Raw genomic sequence first — 22,385 nt, 5'->3', positions numbered from 1 at the left:
CCCTCCTCATAGTTTCATCAAGACGAGCCCGATGATGACAAGCCCGATGCCCATGACGGTCTGAATCCGGACTTGTTCCTTGAAGACGAGGAAGCCGATCAGCGCCGTCGCCGCCGTGCCGACCCCGCTCCAAAACGCATAGGCGAAACTGAGTGGGATGGAAAGAAGGGCGAGCGACAACAAGTAAAAAGCAGTCACGTAACCGAAGGCGACACCAAGGACGGGCAGGCGGCTCGTTGTCGTCGCGTTCAGCTTCAACATGCTCGAACCGAACAGTTCAGAGACGATGGCACCGACGAGATAGACGAAGCCCATGTTACGATTCTCCTTTTGACAGCGCGTCGCACTTTTGTCGGATGATGCGGGCGGCCCGATCTTTGAACGCAGCGCTATAGCCATATGTCAATGCGAACCAAAACCCGTCACAGAGCAGTCGAAGCTCGAGCACGCAATCAGCGTCAGGACCATCCGCGGCGAACTGTTTATCCCATCGTTTGGCGGCGTCATTCCAAAGCTTTCCGCTCGCATCTTCTTGGGATGAGATGAAGACGGCAGTCAAGTCGGCATCACCATCGCTATAATCGAGCGTCGCGAGGGCGTAGGCGCGTGTGAACGGATAAGGACCATCCAACCCGGTTTGATGATGGACGATCCGATTTTCAAATTCATCGAGTGCCATTCTATTCATCTGCTGCAACAGGTTGGCCTTGCTTTCAAAGTGGTATAAGACGCCACCTTTCGTGATACCGGCGCGTTTGGCTAAGTGGTCCATCGACAGTTGTTGAATGCCCTCGGTTTGAATGATTTGTGCGGCGGTCCGCAGTAACAATTGTTTTTTACTCATGTGTGCCCTCCTTGCTATACTGAACGGTCAGTATAGTGAGCGTATCAGACTAGAGTTGGGTTGTCGAGATGAATACATGAATGGGATAATTAGGAAAAGGGGGAAGGGATGATGGGTTCACATTTGATGCATCTTGTCATCGCGAATGAGGTGTTGGCGCATTTGACAGATGTCGATCGCACGGCTTTTTTGTTGGGAAATCTTGCGCCCGATGCGACGACGTCTAAACAAAACACCCACTATTACGCGGGACAGCATGAGGATATGACAAGACGGATCGACCTTGATCAATATTGGGTGGACAGTGCGGACGAGAATCAATCGTTCCGCCTCGGCTATTATTGCCATCTCGTCGCGGACGAGATTTGGTTGCAGGGGTTTTATAAAGCCTGGCTCAAGCAAGTCATTACGAAAGACCCAGAAAAGCAGGCGATGTATTATGCCGATTTTGATTCATATAACGCTCGTTTAGTCCAGCGATTGGACGCCTTCGATTTCGACGTGTTAACCAATGCCGCACAAGGCGAGCTGCTGGCACTCATCCTCAAAATCAAGCAAGATGCGAAGGCGAAAGAGGAAGGGACGTACACGATGTTTTTGCCACACCAGTTCGATGGCTACGTCGAGACGTGCATCCTTCAATGTCGACAGATGGTCCAACAGAAGAGTGGGGTGATTATATGATTCAACGACGTTATGCACCGCTTTACGTGACGTTTGGACTTTCTATTTTGACAATCATGGCGCTGTTCACTGTGAACGGCCGCTTTTTCCCGGATTTGAACTTGATTACGGCCATATGGGTCTACATTGTCCTAGATGTCGCCCTGATTGCCACATTGATTTGGGGCCTGTTCTCAAAAGACAAGACGGTGCGTGTGTTCAGTCTCGTCGGGAATCTTGGATTGATTGTGCCGCTATCGATTTGGATTTTTTTGTTGGTGCTCGCTAACGGGATTTCGGAAGCGTAATCGGACAAATGAGAGTGACCGAATGAACTCTATTTGCTTAGAAAGTGGACAGGCGTTCCGCTTTCTTTTTTTGTTGGCATTAGATAGAAAGAATAATATTTCCATTTCCAATTTGAAAATTTGGCATTGCGCAACCTATTTTTGTTTGTTATGCTTCTCAATGAAAACGACAATGATAATCATTATCAGTGAGAAAGCATCAGTATTCCTTACATAGAGCAGAAACGTGGACTAGTCGCGGACTCACTGAGAAGGTCGTCATTCAAAAACAGATACATAGGGAGATGGAAAGAATGGGGAAATGGAAAGCAGCAGTTATGCTCACATCACTCGTCTTCACGCTAGCCGCATGCGGTAGCACGGACGAAACGAAAGACGAAGGAAGTGCGGAAGCCGAGACGGCACCGAAGACAGTTGAAATCACAGACGCACATGGAACAATCGACGTACCGGTCAATCCGGAGAAGGTCGTCGCGCTCGACAACCGAACGTTCGAGACGCTCTCAGATTGGGGAATCGACTTGGTCGCGGCACCAATCGGATTGATTCCAGCGGACTTGCCTTATAAAAATGATAAAGACATCGTAGACGTCGGGATGCACAATGAGCCGAACTTAGAAGCGATCGCCGGTGTGGATCCGGATGTCGTCATCGTCGGACAACGATTCGCCGACTACTACGAAGACATTAAAAAATTAGTCCCAGAAGCAGCCGTCATCAACTTGGACATCGAACTTCCCGAAGATGCGGGCACGCCAGGAGAAATCTTGGTGGAAGGCTTTGAGACGACGACACGTTCACTCGGCCAAATCTTTGAAAAAGAAACAGAAGCAGATGAGCTCATCGCGAGCTTCGAAGCATCGATCGACAGTGTGAAAACAGCATACAACGGTGAAGATAAAGTGATGTCTGTCATCGTTTCAGGTGGCGATATCGGCTTCTCTGCACCAAATACGGGGCGTGTCTTCGGACCGATGTATGACATCTTTGGCTGGACACCTGCCCTCGAAGTAGCGAAAACGACAGGTGACCACCAAGGGGATGAGGTTTCGGTCGAAGCGATTGCTGAGAGTGACCCGGACTGGTTGCTCGTCCTCGACCGTGATGCGGCGATTTCAAGCATGGAAGACGCTGTACCTGCAGCGGACGTGATTGATAACGCACCGGCACTCCAAAAAACGAAAGCCGTGACAGACGAAAAAATCGTGTATGCGCCGAACGATACGTACATCAACGAGTCGATTCAAACTTATTCTGAACTATTCAACGACATCGCAGCCGCGCTTTCGAAATAAGGGAGTCACGTTGTGCAAAAACCAATGACAGCAAGGGTTGAGACAATGTCTCAGCCCTCCTTTTCTAACATATGGACGAAGTCCTTTATCGTAGCAATGCTTGTGGTGTTCATATTGGCGGGCCTTTCGCTCGTGACCGGCGTCTATGACATTCGTCAAGAAGGTGGGTCGGACATGTTTTGGATCACCCGCGTCCCGCGTACGATTGCAATCATGTTAACCGGTGCCGCCATGGCGATGTCGGGACTGGTCATGCAACTGATCACGCAAAACCGTCTCGTCGAACCGACGACGACCGGGACACTCGAATGGGCGGGACTCGGCCTGCTCGCTGTGTATCTGCTCGTTCCGGCTCCGACGCTCATGATGCGGATGACGGGGGCGATCGTCTTTTCGTTCATCGGAACGATGGTCTTCTTCTGGTTTCTGCGCTCGGTCAAACTTCGATCGTCGTTGATTGTCCCGATTATCGGACTCATGCTCGGGGCGGTCGTCTCGGCCGTGTCAACGTTTCTCGGTCTATTCTTTCAAGCAAGCCAGACGATTGAAGGTTGGTTCGTCGGGTCGTACGCATCGGTGCAGATCGGACGTTATGAATACTTGTGGCTCATCATCCTCGTCACGTTCTTCATTTTCATCCTTGCGAATCGCTTGACGCTCGCTGGACTCGGAGAAGACATCGCGACGAGCCTCGGCGTCAACTACAACCGCCTCATCTTGATTGCGACGGGACTGATTGCACTCGCGGTCGGGGTCGTGGCGACGGTCATCGGCAATCTGCCGTTTCTCGGGCTCATCGTTCCGAACATCGTTTCGATGTTTCGCGGGGATGACCTGCGCAGCAACTTGCCGTGGGTATGCGTCATCGGGATGGGAACGGTCCTCGTCAGCGATTTGATTTCGCGGACGATCATCATGCCGTTCGAATTGCCGGTATCACTCATTCTCGGGACGGTCGGATCAATCGTGTTCATCGCGATTCTCATGAGACAACGGAAGACGGGAGGGGTACGATGAGCACACTTATTGAAAATAAGACGAAGCCACGGGAAGCGTATGATGTCGATGGTCGATCCGTGCATACAGAAGAACGGTGTGCGACGGCGTTCCGTTCGAAACGAGAACAGCGCCGCTACTGGCTATTCCTTGCCTTCTTCATCATCGGAGGATTGCTCTGTGCGTTCGGATTGCTCGTCTATAACAATCCGGTCCCGTTCGACTCGCCGTCGTTCGTCCCGGTCGTCGAGCGTCGGGTCGTCGCCGTCATCACGATGGCGATTGCCGCGCTCTGTCAAAGCATGGCGACAGTCGCGTTTCATTCGGTGACGAACAACCGGATCATCACGCCATCGTTACTCGGGTTCGACGCACTCTACTCGACGATTCAGACAAGCATGATTTTCTTCTTCGGTGCAGGGGCGTTAATCGGTTTTTCGGGAACCGGTGCCTTTTTGACTCAGGTGGGCCTCATGGTGCTCATGAGTCTGCTCTTGTATGGCTGGCTCTTGTCAGGGAAATATGGCAATCTGCAACTCATGCTTCTCATCGGCATTATCATCGGGACCGGCTTGAACTCGGTGTCCTCGTTCATGCGCCGCATGCTCGCGCCGTCCGAGTTCGACGTCCTGCAGGCTCGCCTGTTCGGTTCGGTGATGCATGCCGATGCCGCCTACTTCCCGATTGTTATCCCGATTGTGATTGTCGTCGGGACGTTGTTGTATAGCTTCTCCAATCGCTTGAACGTCGTCGCACTCGGGAAAGACGTGGCGACATCGTTCGGGGTGAACCATCGCCGGAGCGTCATCTTTACGCTCGTCTTAATCTCGCTCCTTATGTCGGTATCGACGGCGCTGATTGGACCGTTGACGTTCTTCGGATTCTTGGTGGCGACGCTCAGCTATCAAGTGGCAGCGACGTACGATCATAAGTACGTGTTTCCGCTGGCGTTCGCGCTTGGGTTCTTCGTTCTGACGAGCGCGTACTTCTTTATGTATCACATTCTCAATACACCGAGTGTCGTGTCCGTCATTATTGAACTGTTCGGCGGCGTGATTTTCTTAGCGGTGATTTTACGGAAGAGGTCATTATGATTCAACTTGAACAAGTACAAAAAACATATACGGATGACGTCCAAATCGGACCGATCAATCTCGACATCCCGAAAGCTGGATTCACGTCGTTGATCGGACCGAACGGGGCAGGGAAATCGACGACGCTCATGATGATCGGCCGGTTGCTCGACTTGGACGCGGGTCAAATCCATGTCGCCGGCCTGGACGTGTCGAGCGCGAAATCGAAAGACTTGGCGAAAATCGTCACGATCTTACGGCAAGAGAACCATTTCGTGACGCGTCTCACCGTCCGTCAGCTCGCGGGCTTCGGACGCTTCCCGTACTCAAAAGGGCGGTTGACGCAAGAGGATGAACGGATTATCTCGAAATATATCGACTTCCTCGACTTGACGTCGCTCGAGCATCGCTATCTCGATGAATTGTCGGGTGGACAGCGCCAACGGGCGTACGTCGCGATGGTGCTCTGTCAGGAGACGGAATACGTGCTCCTCGATGAGCCACTCAATAACCTCGATATCGCTCGATCGGTCCAGATGATGGAGTACTTGCGCCACGTCGCTGACGAGTTCGGACGGACAATCGTCACGGTGCTCCATGACATCAACTTCGCAGCGAAATATTCGGACCGCATCTGTGCGATGAAAGACGGGAACATCGCCGCCTTCGGTACGGTCGAGGAGATTATGGATGCAGACATCCTATCTGACATATTCGAGACGAAACTGGAGATTATTCAAGGGCCATATGGGCCAATCGCAGTCTATTAAAGAAAGGGTGGGATTCGATGCAGATTTACTGGACACCAATTCAACAAGTCGTGGAGGAATCAAAAGACACCTACACGTTCAAACTTGAACTGCCGGCTGGCTTCACATGGGAAGAAGGGGCGCACACACACTTCGCGCTCGAGGGATTTAACAAGGAAGATCGACCGAACCGGACGTTGATTCGCCATATGTCGATCTCGACGTTGCCGCATGAAGGCGCAATCGGTATCACGACCCGGGTCAAACCGGAATGCTCGACGTTTAAATCAATCTTGCGTGACATGAACATCGGGGACAAGGTCGCCATCTTCAAGACGCATTCGAACGTTCCGTTGAAACGGGAGGGGAAGAACGTCTATCTGTTGTCGTCGGGTGTCGGCATTGCGACGTTCCGTCCGCTCGTGCTCGCGTATTTGGCGAATGGGGAAGGCGTGCCGCACCTCCACTCGTTGAACGTCGACTCGTCGAAAGAATATCTGTTTAACGATGTATTCGCGTCAACAGACGCCTTTACGGCCGAGTTTGTCGACAGTCGTCCAGACTATTACCAGAAGGTCGAGGCACTAGCGGCAGACCGGAATGGGCTGTTTTATGTGGTCGGCAGCGATGATTTCTTGCATGCGACAATTGCTGCGTTGCGTCAAAGTGGTGTTACGCCAGATCAAATCATGCTCGACAAGCATGACTTTCAATTTGAAGATTTCTTGAAAGCCTGACGCTCAGACCGAGGACACGTTCCTCGGTCTTTTTGTATGGCAAATCTCAACGAAGCGCTCGAACAGGTCGCGTCCGTCCGGTGTGCCAATCGACTCGGGATGGTACTGGACGCCATACGTCGGGTGTTCGGGATGCTCGAGTGCCATGATGACACCGTCCGTCGTGCGAGCGGTTACGATGAGGTCCGTCTCTTGGATGACGAGCGAATGATAGCGCATGACCTCGCTCGGATTCCCATCGAACAAGACGCTCGGTATTGTCTCGATCACGGACGTCTTCCCATGCATGACCTGCTCGGCCCGTCCGACCGTCCCCCCGAACGCTTCGGCGATGACTTGATGACCGAGACAGACGCCGAGGATGGGGATGGTGCCAGACAAAGAGCGGACGACGTCGAGCGACACACCGGCATCCGCGGGGCCACCTGGTCCAGGAGAGATGATGATGCCGGCCGGGTTGAGGTCGCGGATATCGTCGACTGTCAGTTCGTCATTGCGGACGACCGTGACGTCGCTGAACCGGGCGACATCTTGATACACGTTATACGTAAACGAGTCATAGTTATCGATGAGCAGGATCATGCGAACACCTCCAGGAGGGATTTGGCTTTATGCAGCGTCTCTTCATATTCTGACACCGGGTCCGAGTCGTAGACGATACCAGCGCCCGCTTGAACGTAGGCTGTGTCGCCTTGGACGACCATCGTCCGGATGGCGAGGGCAAAATCGTAGCCGCCCCGGACATCGAGATACCCGACGGCCCCGGCATAGACTTCGCGCTTCACCGTCTCGAGTTCGTCGATCAGTTGCATCGCCCGAATCTTCGGGGCGCCGGAGACGGTACCGGCCGGGAGACAGGCACGTAACGCATCAATCGGATTCAAGTCGTCACGGAGCTCGCCTTCGACCTCGGAGACGAGATGCATGACATTTTTAAAGCGCTCGATTTCCATCTGTTTCGGAATCGTGACCGTCCCGACTTTGGCGACGCGGCCGATATCGTTGCGACCGAGGTCGAGGAGCATCCGATGCTCGGCGAGCTCTTTTTCGTCTTGAATGAGATCAGCGGCGTGACGCACGTCTTCTTCGATCGTCTTACCACGGGGGCGTGTGCCGGCGATCGGATTCGTCGAGACGCGATTGCCCTCGACGCGGACGAGACTCTCCGGGGACGCCCCGAGGACGATGGCTTCGCCCAGGTCGATATAGAATAAGTACGGGCTCGGGTTTTGTTTCCGGAGCGTCCGATAGAAATGGAACGGGTCCCCGGTGAACGTCGCATCGATGCGTTGAGACAAAACGAGTTGGAACACCTCTCCGGCGAGGATGGCTTCTTTCGCCTGTAAGACGCGTTCGACAAATTCATTCTTGCTCGTCAACACCCGTTCGCTCGTTCGGACGACCGGTGCCAGTTCGTGTGTCTTCGCCGTCTCGAGTTCAGCTTTCAGCTTTTCGAGCCGTCCCGTCTGTCCGGTTTCTCCTGTGTCGATTAAAATGACCTGTTCTTCGATGTGGTCATAGAGGACGACCGTCTCATAACGTTGGAACAAAGCGTCCGGCAAGTCGCGTGTCTCGCTCGGGGTGTTCGGAATCGGCTCGTAAACCCGCTGCATGTCATAACCGATATAGCCGACGGCACCGCCGATGAACGGATAGGGGGCGTCCGGTGTGTCTCGTGAAACGAGTTTCGATAACAAGGCGAGCGGGTCATTGGTGTGCATCGTACCGGACGCGTCGGTCACTTCGTTGCCGTTGGCGCGAATCGTCTCGACTGGATTGGAGGCGATAATCGAGTAGCGGCCGTGCTTGCCTTCGGCGCGACTCTCGAGCAACACTTTCCGTTCGCCTGTTAAGCGATGAAAAATGGCCACCGGTGTCAGTTCGTCGCCATTGATGATGAGTTGTTTCATATCCATCTCCTCCTTCAAATAAAAAAATCCCCCGCCCGACATGTCTAAAAAAGACATGAAGGACGGGGGACCCGTGGTGCCACCTTCGTTGGGGGAGTTCCCCCCACTCATCGCGAACCATCATTCGCTATCCTCGGTAACGGGAGGACCCGTCAGAGCCTACGTATCGGTCTGAACGCTCAAAAGCCCATTCACGCAAGACACGTCACCGGTTCGCATCGACCACCGGCTTTCTGAAGACGTCCCTTCGCGCTACTCTTCTTTCTCATCGCGAGTTCGTATGAATGTTATCGTTACTTTAACGGGCTGAAGTCAGAATGTCAATATTGAAACTGTCAGAATGATTAGGGCTCAGGAATGTTTTTCTGTCTGGCGCTCAGTTTTCCGTTTACTGAGAAACGTATAGGCTACGAGAAACGAGGGAATCGGGAAAAGCCAATTCTAAGACGATGGAGAAGTGAGCGTCCCGTAGTACGCGAGGCCCATCGTCATTTCAATTGCGAGATTGAGCACCAACGTGATGAGCGGGGCGATATAAGCCTTTTCGAATCGTAATGCAATAAGGACACCGGTCCCGATGGTGAGGATAGGGACGATGACGAGTTGCCAGATGAACGGGTCGATCAAATCCATAAGCATAGTCCTCTCGAAATGGGATTAACTGTATATTGATAAGTATACAGGGAATAGAGGATAAGAAAAAGAATACTACCGATGTGGTTACATTCAATCGAACAATGAAGATGACCATTACAAGTGGGACGACTCGAGCATACGAGTATGTTATGATGGACGCGAAAGGTAGGTACATCAATGGAAACAATCAACTTAAAACAACTTTCTGACGAACGGGCCGAACTTCAAGTCAAGGGCGACCTGGACGCGATGCGCGGCATCATGCATGACGAGTTTCGTTACGTCGACTCGAGCGGACGTCAGTTCGATAAAGAAACATTTTTAGACCAGTTCGTTGACCCGGCGTCTGTCCAGTGGATTACGCAAGAGACCGTCACGTTCGACGAGACGGTGGCTGGTGAGATCGCGCTCGTGCAACTGTTGCTCGAGGAGCGTTTCATTCTCGGGACGAACGCTTACGAAGGCCGGTTCTGGGTGTTGCATGTCTATGTGAAACAAGAAGACACGTGGCTCTGGCAAGGCGGCCAGTCAACAATGATTCATGAGGTGTGAGAACCGTGAACTGCTTTGGGAAACCAAAGCAGTTTTTTTGTGAAATCATTTACCTGATTTATTAAAAATCCGTCATTGTATGAAGTCGAATTATTACAATAGAATTTGGTATTCGACCAATTAACTGTAAAACCTACATAATGGAGGAAAGTCATGAATCATTCATCGTATTTGAAATTGTTCTTAGCCGGTTCACTCATCGTCTCGCCACTCTTGCCGCTCCAAGCGCAAGCAGAAGGATCAACAGAAGAACCACCAGTCGTCGAGACGGTCGACGTCACAGCACCGCTCGCACCTGTCGTCTCGACGCCACTCCATACGTCGAAGTCACTTGTAATTGAAGGAGAGGCTGGCACGACAGCATTGATCGGCATCAACAGCAAAGTGTACACGCGTGTCGTCACGGAAGCGGGGACGGCTCAATTCAACATGAGCCCGCAATCGGTCGGCAAACGGATCTCGGTCAGCTTGCGTGATGCCGCGGGCAACGTCAGTGAGACGACGGAAGTCGTTGTCGCCGTCGATCCGGCCGCCCGTCCGGCGACGCCGAAAATCGGAACGGTCAATAACTCGGCTCGTCAAATCGTCGTGACAGGAACGCCTGGCGCGAAAGTGACACTCCAAGTCGGTGCAGCTTCGTACACGGCGCGCTATGATGCGAAAGGCGTCTATCGCCGCGCGACGGTCGCCCTTCCAATCGGAACGGTCATCCGTGCGACGACGGTCGATGCGAAAGGCGCGACAAGCGTCACGCGCTCGACAAAAGTCATTAAAGACGGTGTGGCTCCAGCGCGCCCGCGTGTCGCACAGAGCGTGACGACGACATCGACGTCAATCACAGGGACGGCCGAGGCGTACGCGACGGTGTATGCTCAAATCGGGACGAAACTTTATAAAGCACCGGTCATGTCGACTGGGAAATTCGCGATTAAAATCCCAAAACAAAAACGAGGGCAAGCGATCTCGTTGTATGCGATTGACGGCGCTGGCAATAAAGGCGGCACGCTCAAACTCGGCGTCCAACATGCGCTCTATAACAAGTTCTATCGTTTCCCAGGTCCGGTGACGGTCCATCGTGAAGTGCTCGATAGCTATGGGGAGTTCCGTTATGCGGAGACGTTCGCGCCGGTCTTCTACGGTTCACCGTCGAAAGCGAGCATGCAGTTCTTCCTCAACATCGAATCGGAAGGTGGTTTCCTTGAAATGGACACGCTCCGCCTGAAAGTCGGCAGCAAGTCGTATAAAGTGAACCTTGATCAAGACGAGATCGAGTACATTGAATACGAGGATGGAACGGTCGCGGAATACGTTGAGTTCAAACCGGATGCGAAGCTCGTCCAATTCGTGAAAGCGAATGTTCGTCCCGAGAACCGAATCGTCGTGACGGTGGAAGGCAGTGAGGACGTCATCGAATGGCCACTCTATGCTGCGGAGAAACGTGCATTCATGGAATCACTCAGTTTCGTCGGTTATTAATCCCCATCAGTTTTAATCGCCCTTCATAGGAGAAGGGCGATTTTTTTTGTTCTCAAAAATAAGGAGCGTCGGTGTTGTGTGCAACAACAATCCCCGTAATTCAATATCCATTTACTGGATAAAATCAAACATTTCTGCGAAAAGCCCGTCATTTTTTTGTGTATCGTCCATTGGACTCACCTTCAAAAGTCCTATTCGAAAAGCGTAATCATTTATTTAAGAATCCAATAAAGAGATAACTGGTAACGAAATGGTTTATTAGAAAACGTTACTTGCATAATTATTTGGTTATAAATGGTTATTATTTATCTTATGTTGTAAAAACCAATAAAATAATTGGTAATTATATTTTAATCATCCGATTCATAAAAATCTAACCTGATGACAGAAGTCTGATCATAAGTTCGAATGTTGGTAGCGCTTACTTTGTTGATTTAATGCGATTTTGTTACACTGGTAATTAATCGAACGCAAAATATTTATTCTAAATAAAATCATGAAAATGCATTATCATTTCCCTTTTTCGCTAAAAAGTCGCTTGTTTCAACTGGAAACGTTATGTATATTATGGATGTAAGCAATCTGGGACGATGCATAGGCTAAAAGTCAATGTATGGTTTTAGATACCTGTTTTTGTATGACTCGAGTCCTATCGATGCTATACATAACTCGGGCAGTAAGGGTGTCTGAGGAGTGATCGAGAAGACCGAGAAAGTCGAAGACGCAGAAATCGCATTTTACCAAAGGGAGGATTTAAACAAGATGGCAAACAAAAAACAATTTGTCACAGCAGCGGCAGCGTTTGCAGTGACAGCGGCAGCAGTCGCACCAGCAATGTCGGCTTCAGCAGCAATGCCCGTCGTCAAGCTAGGTTCAGATTATGTACGCCAAGGCAATTTGGATGCAGCGCTTGACAAGAAGTATCACGGATCAGAGATCCACTGGTACAAGTCTTCAGTCAACATGAACAAATTGGGAGTCTTCCAAACGGCGGTTGGTTTCGTCAAAGGAAAAGGGATTAAAGTCGAGAAACGCATTCGCGTCTTGAACTATGCCCAAGAAGTGGTCGGACCGAAAGAAATGCTCGTCTTCGAAAAAGGGGAAGCCGTTTCAGGAATCCGCACACAGCCGGTCAAGTTCGCAGATCGCGTCTATATGAAACCGGGTTCATGGTCTGGTATCGACACATCGAAAGTCGGCGAGTTCATGGCTACATTCACGTACACGAACAAAGCGTACGGAACGGTCTCAAAATCGTTCAAGTATAAAGTTGTCGAATCAGCTCCGATGGTATCGAGCGTCAAGTTGCTCAATGCGAAGGAACTTGAAATCAACTTCTCGAAACCAGTAGACGCGAGCACGCTCCTTTATAACGGCATGCTCAAAGATGGAACGGTCGAAATCGATCACATTCCAGACGCGCAACGCCTCAAAGGACTTCGCGGCACGCTCTCGAAAGACGGCAAAACACTCGTCGTTCGCGCCGAGAAGACATTCGATGGCCGCTACGCTGTGCTTGCTAGCTCGAAGATTGAAGGACTCGACGGTAAAGCGCTCGTACCGTTCAAAGAAATCTACACGTTCGAAGACAACGTACGCCCGGTCCTCAACGACCCTGAGTACCTTGAAAACAACCGCGTGAAGTTCACGTTCTCTGAGCCGGTCAACGTTGACTCGGAAGATGAGCTCGAGAAGAAACTCGAATTGAAAGATGCTTCTGGCGCTGGCTACAAAGTAGACGTCGACAAACTCTCATGGGACGGCAAATCGTTCATCCTTGACTTGTCAGACGCGCAATTCGTCGCAGGCAAAGACTATAAGTTGACGCTCGTCGGTCTCCGTGACTTCGCTGGCAACTTCATCTCGCCAAACCCAGTGACTAAAATCGTTCAGAAGAAAGTCATCGACGCGGTCAACCCTTCAGTCGTCGGCATGTCTTCGTCGAAACCAGGCTACCTCACAGTCACATTCTCTGAGGCTGTCTACGTGGACCGTTACAACCACGTTGCGAAAATCACGCTCACAAACGGCGAAATCGAAGCTGACCTTGATGACAACGCATGGCTCGATGAGTCAGGCAAAGTCCTTACTGTCCGCGACCACTCGTTCATCGGTCAAATCGACGTGAAAGTTTCTCACTTCCGCGACCTCGCTGGCAACTATGGCGCAGCGTCAACGAAATTGGTTAACTTCACGAACGATGAGATGGCTCCGACTGTGACAGATGCGAAAGTGGAAGTCATCGACGGCAAGAACCACCTCGTCCTCACGTTCTCTGAAGAACTCAAGCATGGTGCTTACAGCGACGGTAAGATGTACGGTTCGTACATCACGCCGAACGGTGTCGAGAAGAAAGTGGCGGCATGGACTGACGCTTCGTATTACTCGAAGAACCAAATCAAGACGCCAATCTCGGATCTTGAGCTTGGAAACTACTCAGTCAAACTTCCGGCTAACCTCGTGAAGGATGTCGTCGGCAACGAGAGCCTTGAGCAATCGATCAAGTTCTCAATCGTCTCGAGCCCAATCGAGAAAGAGAAGCCAACGTTCGATGGCTACTACTTCCAAGAGAAGGACAACAGCACGCTTTACCTCAAGTTCAGCGAGAAGCTCGACCCATCGTCACTCAACTTGGGCAACTTCTTGATTGAAGGCAAGGCAATTGCTGAGAAAGCTGTCTTCACGGATGAAGATCGCGACGTCATCAAGTTGACGCTCAAAGAAGGCGCGATTCAAACGACTGGTAAATATGCGTTCGTGATCCAAAACATCAAGGATGTAGTGGGCAACGTCATGGATACAGTCTCGTTGAACGAGAAGTTCGCGGAGAACGACCTTCCAGGCTTGACGTCTGCGGTCCTCACGTCGAACAACGTATCGGGCGACTACGCGGTCATCACGCTCACGTTCGATGAGTCAATCGCGAAGTACTCAATCGAAGATGGCTACGAAGACTTCAAAGTCCTCGTTGGCGACAAAGATCTCTCGAAATCTGCGACAGTCACAGAAATCATGGGATCGCAGTCGAACCAAGTCCAAATCACGATTGACCGTGTGTTGACTCCGGCCGAGACAGCTCAAACGCTCACGCTCAAACCAGGCGCTGCGTTCGAAGTCCTCGACCTCGAGAACAACAAACACCCATTGTTCACTTCGGTGAACATCGCTAAGTAATTAGCGTTGACCTTCATTGACCCTCCCTTAGGGTTAAATAGAGCAAGGCCTTCGGGCTGCGCCATCTTGAAACCGGTAGCGTTTGACGCTACCGGTTTTACTATGTATGAAACTGCAATAAATACATATTAATCCCAATTTATTATGGAAATTTAAAACAAGTGCGGTATGATTATATTGTACTAGTTTTGGGTGAACACTTTATAATTTGGAGGGGGATTATGAGTCGATCACAACGGAAACAGAGGCAAAAGTTTCAAGTTTTCATCAGGACGTTTGTCCTGGTTTTTCTGGTCATGGCGGGCATCATTTACGAACAAAAACAAGAAGCCGAGGCCGATGAGGTGTTGCTTCCGTCCGTAACGGGAAGTGAATTAAGATTCAGCGGCATGGCGTTGCGGCTTGATCCGCAAGGGTTATACATACACGCGAACGGGAGCCATAAACCGCTTGGCTTTACCCAAGCCTATATTGAACCAACGCGGGGCTACATCGTTGTCCGACGCGATCGGGCCGATTCGGTCGTCTCCATTATCGCCGAACCGGATGAGACGCTCACGAAGCGGGGCATCACAATCGGGGCGTCCGGGGGTGGGACGGTGACGCATTTGTTTGTCTATCAGAACGGCGTCCAACTGAACATGGCTGATCCTGTGGATTATGCCAAGACGGCTGGCGTCTTCTCCAATATTTGGATGACCATTATCAGTCAGAGTCGATGAGTCGCCGGCACGACCGGTGCTCGTCTTTTTTAGAGTCAAAGAACGAATTTTCTATAGAATGAGGGGACAGCATGCAAGCTTATCAACGCGGATTTTTAATGACCGCTACACGGCTACAACGTGAAGGATGGGAAACAATCACTTTGCCGAACGGCGATTTCTTTTATTATGACCCGCTCAGTCCGGTCGACTTGATTCAAGACGGTGCCCGCTGGCTCCTCGCTTTCGGGGACATCCTCGACATCCGAGCGCAACAGCGTGACCGACAGGGAGTGCTCGAACGATTGAACGGGCAAGACGTGGACGCATTTCATGAGGCGCTCGACTTCATGGGTGGCCGCTACGTGTTGATTCGGGGTGACGACACGTCAGTGCGCCTCTATCATGACGCGACCGGGATGCGAGGTGTCTACTTCACGACGGACGCACCGCTCCGAGCGGCGTCGCATCTCGAACTGTTACAAGAAGACGTCCAGTCTGAGGCGCACCCGCTCTGTTCGGACGAATTGCGACAACATAACCATTATCACTTGCCAGGTCATTTCACGATTTATGCGTCGATTCGCATTCTCGTCCCGAACCATTTCGTGGACGAGACGAACCGGATGACACGCTATTATCCACGGCGTCCGCTCGATGCGTTGCCGGTCGAGGCGGCCATCGAACCGCTACGGACATGGTTCGACAATCAGCTGCATCAGCTGCTCGAGTCGGACGAACGCATGATTTTCTCGCTCACGGCCGGGATTGACAGTCGCCTGTCGTTGGCGCTTCTCAAACCGTTCCTCTCGAACATCGAAACGTTCACGTATCAGAACGTGGCGGCAGGTCATCACGTCGAATCGCTCGATATCGATGTCGAAGTCGCAGCGATGATGGCGCGTGACCTTCAGTTTCGCCATCGCGTCATCCCAGTCGATGACCGAGCGTTCGAACAAGCCGAGGAGACACGGGCATTCCGTTCGATGTTGCGGCAAAGCGTGACATCACGTCACGGCCATGCCCACGCGTACGAATATATGAAACTATACAAAGACCGTCCGACGCGCCACTTGCGCTCGAACATCCTTGAGATCGGGCGAGCGTTTTATCGGAAGAACCGAACGCTGCCGGCCGAGTTGACCGTCGAAGGGGCGATTCGTTGCTATTCGTGGAAGTCGCGGGAAGACGAGCGTGTTGTCTCGCTTTGGACGTCCTACGTGGCCGCGGTCGGTTTGACGACAGAAACGCTTCATGGCTATGATCCGTATGACTTGTTGTACTGGGAGTATCGGATGGGTGTCTGGCACCAGCAAGTGCTCGCCGAGAGCGATGTCGCGTTTGAGACGTATATCCCATTCAACGCCCGCGCCATCCTGGAGCTGTTCTTGATGCCAGATTATGGGGACCGGTTATACGCCAAACTATTTTATGAAGTGATTGGTCACGAATGGCCGGTGCTCGCGTTCTGGGGTGTGAACAAGCGGGACACAATGCGTGACTATATGCATCCAACGCTCGACCAAGGGTGGATGGCGCTCGATGGGGTCATCACGAGTGGCCGTTTGGACGAGACGACGATCCCGTTGACCATCCGGCGCTTGACGACGAACGTGTCATACCACCTCGAGGCGAACACGATGCAAAAAGGCGACCATATGGCGTACTCACAAATCCTGACGACGAAACAGGGACAGACGTATCGTTTGAATTTGAACGTGCTCAACCCGTTCGAGAAACGGTCGTCGCTCGGTTTGGGGCGGATGCGCTATGAGATTTGGGTCGACGGCGTGCTCTATTTATCTGAAGACATCGCCGCTTGGGGCGGACCGAACCAAGTTTGGGTCGAGTTCGATGCCACGGATGACGCGACGGAACTCATGGTCCGGACGGTTGCCCTTCGTGATTGTGGACCGAACAAATGGGGCGCGGCCTCGAAGATGCAACTCGAGGCGCTCCGTCTCCAAGAGATTGAGCACGGGCATTTGAAGGCAGGGGCGTCGAGTCCGTTCACCCAGCTTCATGAACTGATTGAAACCGAATAAGGTCTTTTTGCCTAACGTATTTAAATTTCCATGGAATCCCTCGATGTTGCAATCGGGGGATTTTTTGGAAAAGATACACGGAATTAACGAAAAATTAATTGTATTTACTAGTGGAATTGGATATGTTTAGAGAGGAAAGTGGTCTCTGAAACGATAGGTCTGAAGACGGAATAGGGAGCAAGGCCGATTGTAATCCGTCAGACATTGTAAGCGCTATCATTCGTTTTAGTTCTGCTTCACCACATTTGAAAGGGGAAAATCAAATGCTCACACGTAAAACGAACAAGTTGTACGCTTCACTCGCTGTGGCGGCCATCACCGCTTCATCGATCGTTCCGGCAGCGACAGCTGACGCGGCACCAAAAGTTAAGACGGTCAAACTGAAAGCCGACTTCGTCCGCGGAGGCGACCTCGACGCCACGCTCGACAAGACATATCAAGGCGCCAACATCCATTGGTACAAATCATCGGTGAAGTTGAACAAACTCGGTACATATCAAACGGCGAAAGGGATCGTGGTCGGCAAGGGGATTAAAGTCGAGAAGCGTGTCCGCGTCTTGAACTATCCGGTTGCCATCGAACCGGGGGAAGCACTCTCGTTCAAACAAGGGGAGAACGTGCCGAGCGCACTTCGTCTCGATGTTCGCTTCGCGAACGGAACGGTCGAGCGTCTCGTCCGTGTTCACGGCATCGATACATCAAAAATTGGTTCGTTCACGGCGCATGCGAAATTTACGAGCAATGGCCGCACAATCGAAGCTGAACTTCCTTATTCGGTCGGTGGGAACACGGTATCGTTCATGCACACGAACGACACGCACGCTTCACTCGACTTGGCGCCAAAACGCGCAACAGCCGTTAAACAAGTCCGCGCCGAGAAGCCGAACGCACTCTTGATTGACGCTGGGGACGTATTCTCAGGTTCACTATACTTCAACAAGTTTGAAGGAATGGCTGACTTGAAACTCATGAACTACATGAAGTACGACTTGATGACACTCGGGAACCACGAGTTCGATCTCGGTGGCGACGAAGACGGCAACGCCGAACTTGCCAAGTTCATCCGCTACGCGAACTTCCCGTTCGTCAGCTCGAACCTCGACTTCTCAGCAGACACAGACTTGAACCCGCTCTTCCGTGACGCGGTGACAGACAAGCCATATAACGGTCGTCTGTATGAAGGTGTCATTAAAGAAGTAGACGGCGTCAAAGTCGGCTTCTTCGGTCTCACAACAGAAGAGACGTCTGAAATCGCAAGCCCGGGCAACGCCCAGTTCCAAGACTACATCGCGGAAGCGAAAGCGGCTGTCGCAGCGTTCGAAGCAGCTGGCGTCAACCAAATCGTCGCCGTCACGCACTTAGGTTACGATGACAACCCAACAGTCGATAACGACCAAATCCTCGCGGAAGAAGTCGAAGGCATCGACGTCATCATCGGCGGACACTCGCACTCGCTTCTCGCGAAGCCGGAAGTGAGAAACGCGGATACGGACAACCCGACGTTGATCGTCCAAGCGTATCAATATAGCCAATACCTTGGCACACTTGACGTCACGTTCGACCAAGACGGAAAAGTGATTGCCCATGAAGGTGCTTTAATCGATGTGACGAAGCTCGAAGCAGACGCGAAAGCGACACAGCTCCTCGCACCGTTCAAAGAAGAAGTCGATGTGTTGAAAGAGCAACCAACAGGTGCTTCAGCAACAGCAGCGCTCACGAACCCACGTACGAGCGACCCAGATAACACGACTGGCGTGAGCGTTCGTAAGAACGAAACGGCACTCGGGAACTTGATCACGGACGGCATGCTCGCGAAAGCGAAGACATTCAGCCCTGACGTCATCGGTGCGATTCAAAATGGTGGCGGCATCCGTGCAGCGATCAACGAAGGTGAGATCACGATCGGTGAAGTGCTCACGACGCTTCCGTTCGGGAACACGCTCGCCATCGCTGACCTTACAGGGACAGAGATTTATCAAACGTTCGAACGCAGTGTCGGACCGCTTCCGAACGAGAACGGTGGTTTCCTTCACGTCGCTGGTTTGAAAGTGACGTACGATAGCTCGCAACCGTCAGGCGAACGCGTGACGAAAATCGAGTACATGAAAGACGGAGCACCAGTGCTCGTAGCAGAAGATGCAACACGCTATAAAGTCGCAACGAACGCGTTCACAGCGAAAGGCGGCGATGGCTTCGCGGAGCTCGGCGCAGCTTACGCACAAGGCCGCGTTCAAGACCTCGGTCTCTCGGACTGGGAAAACTTGCGCGACCACGTGGCAAGCCTTGTCACGGTCGAACCGAAAGTGGAAGGTCGCATCGTCGACGTAGCAGCCGAATAAGCAGTCCAACTCCCCTGATGATTCAGGGGAGTTTTTTTGTTATAGGGAAGGAAAGTCGGGTATTACAAAAGAGGGGAATGGCAAGTCGTCCGATTGTCATCTGACTGAAATTGCTTGCCTATCTGATATTTGATACTATGACAGAGGGTGTAGGTGTGAAACCTACGATACGACATGATGAAAGAATGAGGCGAATTGAATGGATGTAAGACGATTATTGTCCGACGTTCAAGAGCACGCGAAATGGGTACGTGCAGAACGGGAACGGATTTCACAAAAAGAACCGCTAGATGAAGGCGATGTCATTCTCATCAATGACTTGCCGTCGTTGACGAAAAAAGCACAACTCCCATATTGGGATGACCAAAAGCTTGAGACGTATAACACCGGTCTCAAACAAGAATGGGATGCGGCGACCGCGCGTTTCCCGAACGACTTACCGGAATATCCAGCATCGAACGGGAGTGCTTATTATAAGAAGAAACTCATCGATGTGGCGTTTGTCGGACCGGTTGAACGGGCCGACATGTGGAATCACGTCTGTAACGTCCATACGTTCAAGACGGTCACCGAGTTTTTAGAGCTCGTCAATGCAGGTTTGAACATCGAGTTCCTCATGATTAGCCCGATCCTTCCAGGTGATGAGGCGACAAGTTTTGAACACATGGCGACACCGCGCTCGCACTCGCGCCAATGGCTCGAAAAATTGATTAAGCAAGCCAACTATCGCGACATCCCGGTCGTGTTCCATACCGAGGCCGACACGAATCATTACGCGCGTTACGCATCACTCGCAGCGAAGTGTGACATCGTCTTTACGGCCAATGAAGAGCGGGTCCAAGATTACACCGAACTGTGCAAACATGACCGTGTCTTCGTCATCAAGCCGTTCGTCAACCAATTGCGTCACAATCCGATCGGCATGACACGCGCCCGTTTGAACGACGTGCTCGTCACGAATGAGTTCCCAATGCGAAAAGCGTTCATGGAAGACGTCGACAAATTGATGGATGGCGTCTTAGAGACGGACCACCGTCTCCACGTGATTAAATCAGACCGTGACAAAAACGAGGAAGTCGGCGAAGCGTACCGTCAATATCTCGTCGCGAGCGAGACGGACATGGACCGTTTGAAAAAGTCCGTCGATTGGGTCCTTCACGTCAACGAAGTGAAGAACAGCCCGACGTATAGCGCACAAGCGATTTACGATGCGCAAGCACGCGGTAACCTCGTCTTGACGAACTATAATATCGCCGTCAACAACGATTTCCCGAACGTGTTCATCGCGACGGGCCGTCTCGACGCCAAACAGATTTTGAACATGTTCAAGACCGAGGACGAGAAGTACCGCCAGCAATTAGCGGGCGTCCGTACGATCATGGCCGGACATACGATGCATGACCGGTTCGAAGAGATGTTGTTCGCGCTCGGACTTGAGACGGAAGCACTCGGGGCCCGTCCGGTTCTCGTCGTCGGCTCAGGTGTCGAGTCGCGTCTTCAAGCTATGGTCGACGACCAGACGTACGCCAACGTCCGTTTCCGGATGGCAGATGCCGTGACGGAGACCGATTTGCAGGAAGCGGCGTTCGTCGCGTTCTTTGACTCGGCTTATACGTATGAAGCCTATTATTTAGAAGACTTGATTAACGCTTTCAAATATACGGACGTATCGTTCGTGACGAAAGCGGCCTACTTCGACGGCGAGACGCTCGTCTCGGGTCCGGAACACGATTTCGTGACGGACGTGACCGATGTCCATCGTTCCGTGTTCGTCGCGGAGCAACTGTCGCTCAAAGAAGTCGCAACACGGACGCTCAAGAGCCGGACGTTGCCGGGTTATGCCGTCGACCGGTTCGAACTCGTCAAAGGCGAGGTCGTCTTCCAACCGAACGCACCGCGCGACTACAAATTGTCTGTCGTCGTGCCGGTCTATAACAATGGTCGTTATTTGTACAACAAGTGCTTCTTCAGCTTGAAGCGGAGCACGATGTTTGACGATATGGAGATTTGGCTCGTGGATGACGGTTCGACCGACAACGAGACGAGCCGTTACGTCGAGCGCTTGGCGCGCGAACATGCGAACGTCTACACGTACTCGTTCGCAGACGGCGGCAGCGGCAGTGCCTCACGCCCTCGTAACAAAGGTGTCGAGCTGGCGACGACTCCATATATCGCTTTCCTTGACCCGGACAACGAGGCGGTCAACGATGGTTATCATGAGCTGTATCAGTTGATGACGCGCGAACCGGGACTCGATCTCGCCGTCGGCAGCATGTTGAAGCTGTCGAACCGCGAAGCGATGATCGAACTTGAAGGGCTCGAGAAAGGCGGCATCCGCATGATTGAAGACCCGCGTGCCTACCTGCTCGAGCACAACTTCAAAGTGCAAAGCATCCAGGCGATGGTCATCCGTCGCGACTTCATCGTCGACAACGGCTTGAAACAAGTCATCGGGGCGGTCGGTCAAGATTCGCTCTTCTTCCAAGAGATGTTCTTATCGGCCGAACGTGTCGCACTCGTCGACTTGACGATTCACGATTATTACGCGGCCGTGGCGGGATCGACCGTCAATACGATCACCCGTCGTTACTTCGAGAAATGTGTGTTGCGCGAGACGGCCCGGGCGAAGGCGTTCGAGCGTGAAGGTGTACTCGATGTCTATCGTGAGACCCGCTTCGAACGGTTCTTTGAGCTATGGTATCTCCAGTTCATCCGCCGGTCGCGGGACGAGGACTTCTTCGGCAACGCCGATTTGTTATATGCCATCTACGAGCAGTTCAAGCCGCTCGAACCGAAGAGCCCCCGCTTTAAACAGTTCATCGATCTGTATGAGAGCGGTCAAAAAAATGAATTGAAACGTCTGTATTTCGACGTATTCCGTTGAGGT

General features: G+C 52.0%; 19 protein-coding genes and 1 other annotated feature. Of the genes, 14 read left to right on the top strand and 5 right to left on the bottom strand.

Features of this window, described 5'->3' with window-relative positions; all coding sequences use genetic code 11:
• Window positions 1–6: 6 nt before the first annotated feature.
• Window positions 7–315, bottom strand: a complete 309-nt coding sequence (locus KNP95_RS03535; RefSeq protein ID WP_214710875.1) for a DMT family transporter — start codon at window positions 313–315, stop codon at window positions 7–9.
• Between the two features lies 1 nt (window position 316).
• Complete coding sequence (locus KNP95_RS03530) at window positions 317–844, bottom strand: TetR/AcrR family transcriptional regulator (protein WP_214835469.1); 528 nt, start codon at window positions 842–844, stop codon at window positions 317–319.
• 111 nt (window positions 845–955) lie between these two features.
• Between KNP95_RS03530 and KNP95_RS03525 the strand changes: the two genes are divergently transcribed.
• From KNP95_RS03525 to KNP95_RS03495, 7 genes are all read left to right on the top strand, one after another.
• Window positions 956–1,528 carry a zinc dependent phospholipase C family protein gene (locus KNP95_RS03525; protein WP_214835467.1) on the top strand — a complete coding sequence of 191 codons (573 nt, stop codon included), beginning with the start codon at window positions 956–958 and terminating at the stop codon, window positions 1,526–1,528.
• Window positions 1,525–1,815, top strand: a complete 291-nt coding sequence (locus KNP95_RS03520) for a hypothetical protein (RefSeq protein WP_214832149.1) — start codon at window positions 1,525–1,527, stop codon at window positions 1,813–1,815. Before KNP95_RS03525 ends, KNP95_RS03520 begins: the two co-directional genes overlap by 4 nt.
• A 293-nt stretch (window positions 1,816–2,108) precedes the next feature.
• A complete protein-coding gene (locus KNP95_RS03515; protein ID WP_214835465.1) occupies window positions 2,109–3,110 on the top strand; it encodes a siderophore ABC transporter substrate-binding protein in 1,002 nt (333 codons plus the stop codon).
• Between the two features lie 24 nt (window positions 3,111–3,134).
• Entirely contained in the window at window positions 3,135–4,127 is a 993-nt protein-coding gene (locus KNP95_RS03510; RefSeq protein ID WP_251128832.1) for an ABC transporter permease, read from the top strand.
• The gene (locus KNP95_RS03505; RefSeq protein ID WP_214835463.1) at window positions 4,124–5,200 is read left to right on the top strand and encodes an iron chelate uptake ABC transporter family permease subunit; all 1,077 of its coding nucleotides are present in this window, start codon (window positions 4,124–4,126) and stop codon (window positions 5,198–5,200) included. Before KNP95_RS03510 ends, KNP95_RS03505 begins: the two co-directional genes overlap by 4 nt.
• A complete protein-coding gene (locus KNP95_RS03500) occupies window positions 5,197–5,949 on the top strand; it encodes an iron ABC transporter ATP-binding protein (protein ID WP_214835460.1) in 753 nt (250 codons plus the stop codon). Before KNP95_RS03505 ends, KNP95_RS03500 begins: the two co-directional genes overlap by 4 nt.
• A gap of 17 nt (window positions 5,950–5,966) precedes the next feature.
• Complete coding sequence (locus KNP95_RS03495; RefSeq protein WP_214801024.1) at window positions 5,967–6,665, top strand: ferredoxin--NADP reductase; 699 nt, start codon at window positions 5,967–5,969, stop codon at window positions 6,663–6,665.
• A gap of 3 nt (window positions 6,666–6,668) precedes the next feature.
• Here the strand turns inward: KNP95_RS03495 and KNP95_RS03490 are convergent, their stop codons facing one another.
• From KNP95_RS03490 to KNP95_RS03480, 3 genes are all read right to left on the bottom strand, one after another.
• Complete coding sequence (locus KNP95_RS03490) at window positions 6,669–7,247, bottom strand: anthranilate synthase component II (protein WP_214835458.1); 579 nt, start codon at window positions 7,245–7,247, stop codon at window positions 6,669–6,671.
• On the bottom strand, window positions 7,244–8,575 hold the full coding sequence (gene trpE / locus KNP95_RS03485; protein WP_214835456.1) for an anthranilate synthase component I: 1,332 nt from the start codon (window positions 8,573–8,575) through the stop codon (window positions 7,244–7,246). Before trpE ends, KNP95_RS03490 begins: the two co-directional genes overlap by 4 nt.
• Window positions 8,576–8,630: 55 nt before the next feature.
• Window positions 8,631–8,853: a binding site (T-box leader), on the bottom strand.
• Between the two features lie 163 nt (window positions 8,854–9,016).
• Window positions 9,017–9,208: a hypothetical protein gene (locus KNP95_RS03480; RefSeq protein WP_214835454.1), complete on the bottom strand. Its 192-nt coding sequence runs from the start codon at window positions 9,206–9,208 to the stop codon at window positions 9,017–9,019.
• 180 nt (window positions 9,209–9,388) lie between these two features.
• On the opposite strand from KNP95_RS03480, the gene KNP95_RS03475 reads away from it, so the two are divergent.
• The 7 genes from KNP95_RS03475 to KNP95_RS03445 all read left to right on the top strand — a co-directional run bounded on the left by KNP95_RS03475 (window position 9,389) and on the right by KNP95_RS03445 (window position 22,382).
• Window positions 9,389–9,763 (top strand): nuclear transport factor 2 family protein, encoded by a 375-nt coding sequence (locus KNP95_RS03475; protein WP_029594901.1) that lies wholly within the window; start codon window positions 9,389–9,391, stop codon window positions 9,761–9,763.
• A 153-nt stretch (window positions 9,764–9,916) separates the two neighbouring features.
• On the top strand, window positions 9,917–11,239 hold the full coding sequence (locus tag KNP95_RS03470; protein ID WP_214835452.1) for an Ig-like domain-containing protein: 1,323 nt from the start codon (window positions 9,917–9,919) through the stop codon (window positions 11,237–11,239).
• Between the two features lie 762 nt (window positions 11,240–12,001).
• Window positions 12,002–14,413: an Ig-like domain-containing domain gene (locus tag KNP95_RS03465; RefSeq protein ID WP_144060661.1), complete on the top strand. Its 2,412-nt coding sequence runs from the start codon at window positions 12,002–12,004 to the stop codon at window positions 14,411–14,413.
• 296 nt (window positions 14,414–14,709) lie between these two features.
• Entirely contained in the window at window positions 14,710–15,135 is a 426-nt protein-coding gene (locus KNP95_RS03460; RefSeq protein ID WP_235045168.1) for a hypothetical protein, read from the top strand.
• A 71-nt stretch (window positions 15,136–15,206) separates the two neighbouring features.
• Window positions 15,207–17,159, top strand: coding sequence for an asparagine synthetase B family protein (locus KNP95_RS03455; RefSeq protein WP_214835450.1), 1,953 nt, complete (start codon window positions 15,207–15,209; stop codon window positions 17,157–17,159).
• A 263-nt stretch (window positions 17,160–17,422) separates the two neighbouring features.
• On the top strand, window positions 17,423–19,498 hold the full coding sequence (locus KNP95_RS03450; RefSeq protein ID WP_214835448.1) for a bifunctional metallophosphatase/5'-nucleotidase: 2,076 nt from the start codon (window positions 17,423–17,425) through the stop codon (window positions 19,496–19,498).
• Window positions 19,499–19,697: 199 nt separating this feature from the next.
• Entirely contained in the window at window positions 19,698–22,382 is a 2,685-nt protein-coding gene (locus tag KNP95_RS03445; protein WP_214835446.1) for a glycosyltransferase, read from the top strand.
• The last annotated feature ends 3 nt before the right edge of the window (window positions 22,383–22,385 follow it).

The sequence above is a fragment of the Exiguobacterium sp. s36 genome (genome assembly GCF_018618345.1).
In the GTDB taxonomy this organism is placed as follows: Bacteria; Bacillota; Bacilli; order Exiguobacteriales; family Exiguobacteriaceae; genus Exiguobacterium; species Exiguobacterium chiriqhucha.
This window is presented reverse-complemented; position numbering and strand designations above follow the sequence as displayed.

Bases quoted from the DNA above. Each gene is read 5' to 3' on its own strand.
- KNP95_RS03465 (WP_144060661.1), top strand. From the start codon at position 12,002: ATGGCAAACAAAAAACAATTTGTCACAGCAGCGGCAGCGTTTGCAGTG.
- KNP95_RS03530 (WP_214835469.1), bottom strand. From the start codon at position 844: ATGAGTAAAAAACAATTGTTACTGCGGACCGCCGCACAAATCATTCAA.
- KNP95_RS03475 (WP_029594901.1), top strand. From the start codon at position 9,389: ATGGAAACAATCAACTTAAAACAACTTTCTGACGAACGGGCCGAACTT.
- KNP95_RS03535 (WP_214710875.1), bottom strand. From the start codon at position 315: ATGGGCTTCGTCTATCTCGTCGGTGCCATCGTCTCTGAACTGTTCGGT.
- KNP95_RS03510 (WP_251128832.1), top strand. From the start codon at position 3,135: ATGACAGCAAGGGTTGAGACAATGTCTCAGCCCTCCTTTTCTAACATA.
- KNP95_RS03500 (WP_214835460.1), top strand. From the start codon at position 5,197: ATGATTCAACTTGAACAAGTACAAAAAACATATACGGATGACGTCCAA.
- KNP95_RS03525 (WP_214835467.1), top strand. From the start codon at position 956: ATGGGTTCACATTTGATGCATCTTGTCATCGCGAATGAGGTGTTGGCG.
- KNP95_RS03480 (WP_214835454.1), bottom strand. From the start codon at position 9,208: ATGGATTTGATCGACCCGTTCATCTGGCAACTCGTCATCGTCCCTATC.
- KNP95_RS03445 (WP_214835446.1), top strand. From the start codon at position 19,698: ATGGATGTAAGACGATTATTGTCCGACGTTCAAGAGCACGCGAAATGG.
- KNP95_RS03490 (WP_214835458.1), bottom strand. From the start codon at position 7,247: ATGATCCTGCTCATCGATAACTATGACTCGTTTACGTATAACGTGTAT.
- KNP95_RS03520 (WP_214832149.1), top strand. From the start codon at position 1,525: ATGATTCAACGACGTTATGCACCGCTTTACGTGACGTTTGGACTTTCT.
- KNP95_RS03515 (WP_214835465.1), top strand. From the start codon at position 2,109: ATGGGGAAATGGAAAGCAGCAGTTATGCTCACATCACTCGTCTTCACG.
- KNP95_RS03455 (WP_214835450.1), top strand. From the start codon at position 15,207: ATGCAAGCTTATCAACGCGGATTTTTAATGACCGCTACACGGCTACAA.
- KNP95_RS03505 (WP_214835463.1), top strand. From the start codon at position 4,124: ATGAGCACACTTATTGAAAATAAGACGAAGCCACGGGAAGCGTATGAT.
- KNP95_RS03450 (WP_214835448.1), top strand. From the start codon at position 17,423: ATGCTCACACGTAAAACGAACAAGTTGTACGCTTCACTCGCTGTGGCG.
- trpE (WP_214835456.1), bottom strand. From the start codon at position 8,575: ATGAAACAACTCATCATCAATGGCGACGAACTGACACCGGTGGCCATT.
- KNP95_RS03470 (WP_214835452.1), top strand. From the start codon at position 9,917: ATGAATCATTCATCGTATTTGAAATTGTTCTTAGCCGGTTCACTCATC.
- KNP95_RS03460 (WP_235045168.1), top strand. From the start codon at position 14,710: ATGGCGGGCATCATTTACGAACAAAAACAAGAAGCCGAGGCCGATGAG.
- KNP95_RS03495 (WP_214801024.1), top strand. From the start codon at position 5,967: ATGCAGATTTACTGGACACCAATTCAACAAGTCGTGGAGGAATCAAAA.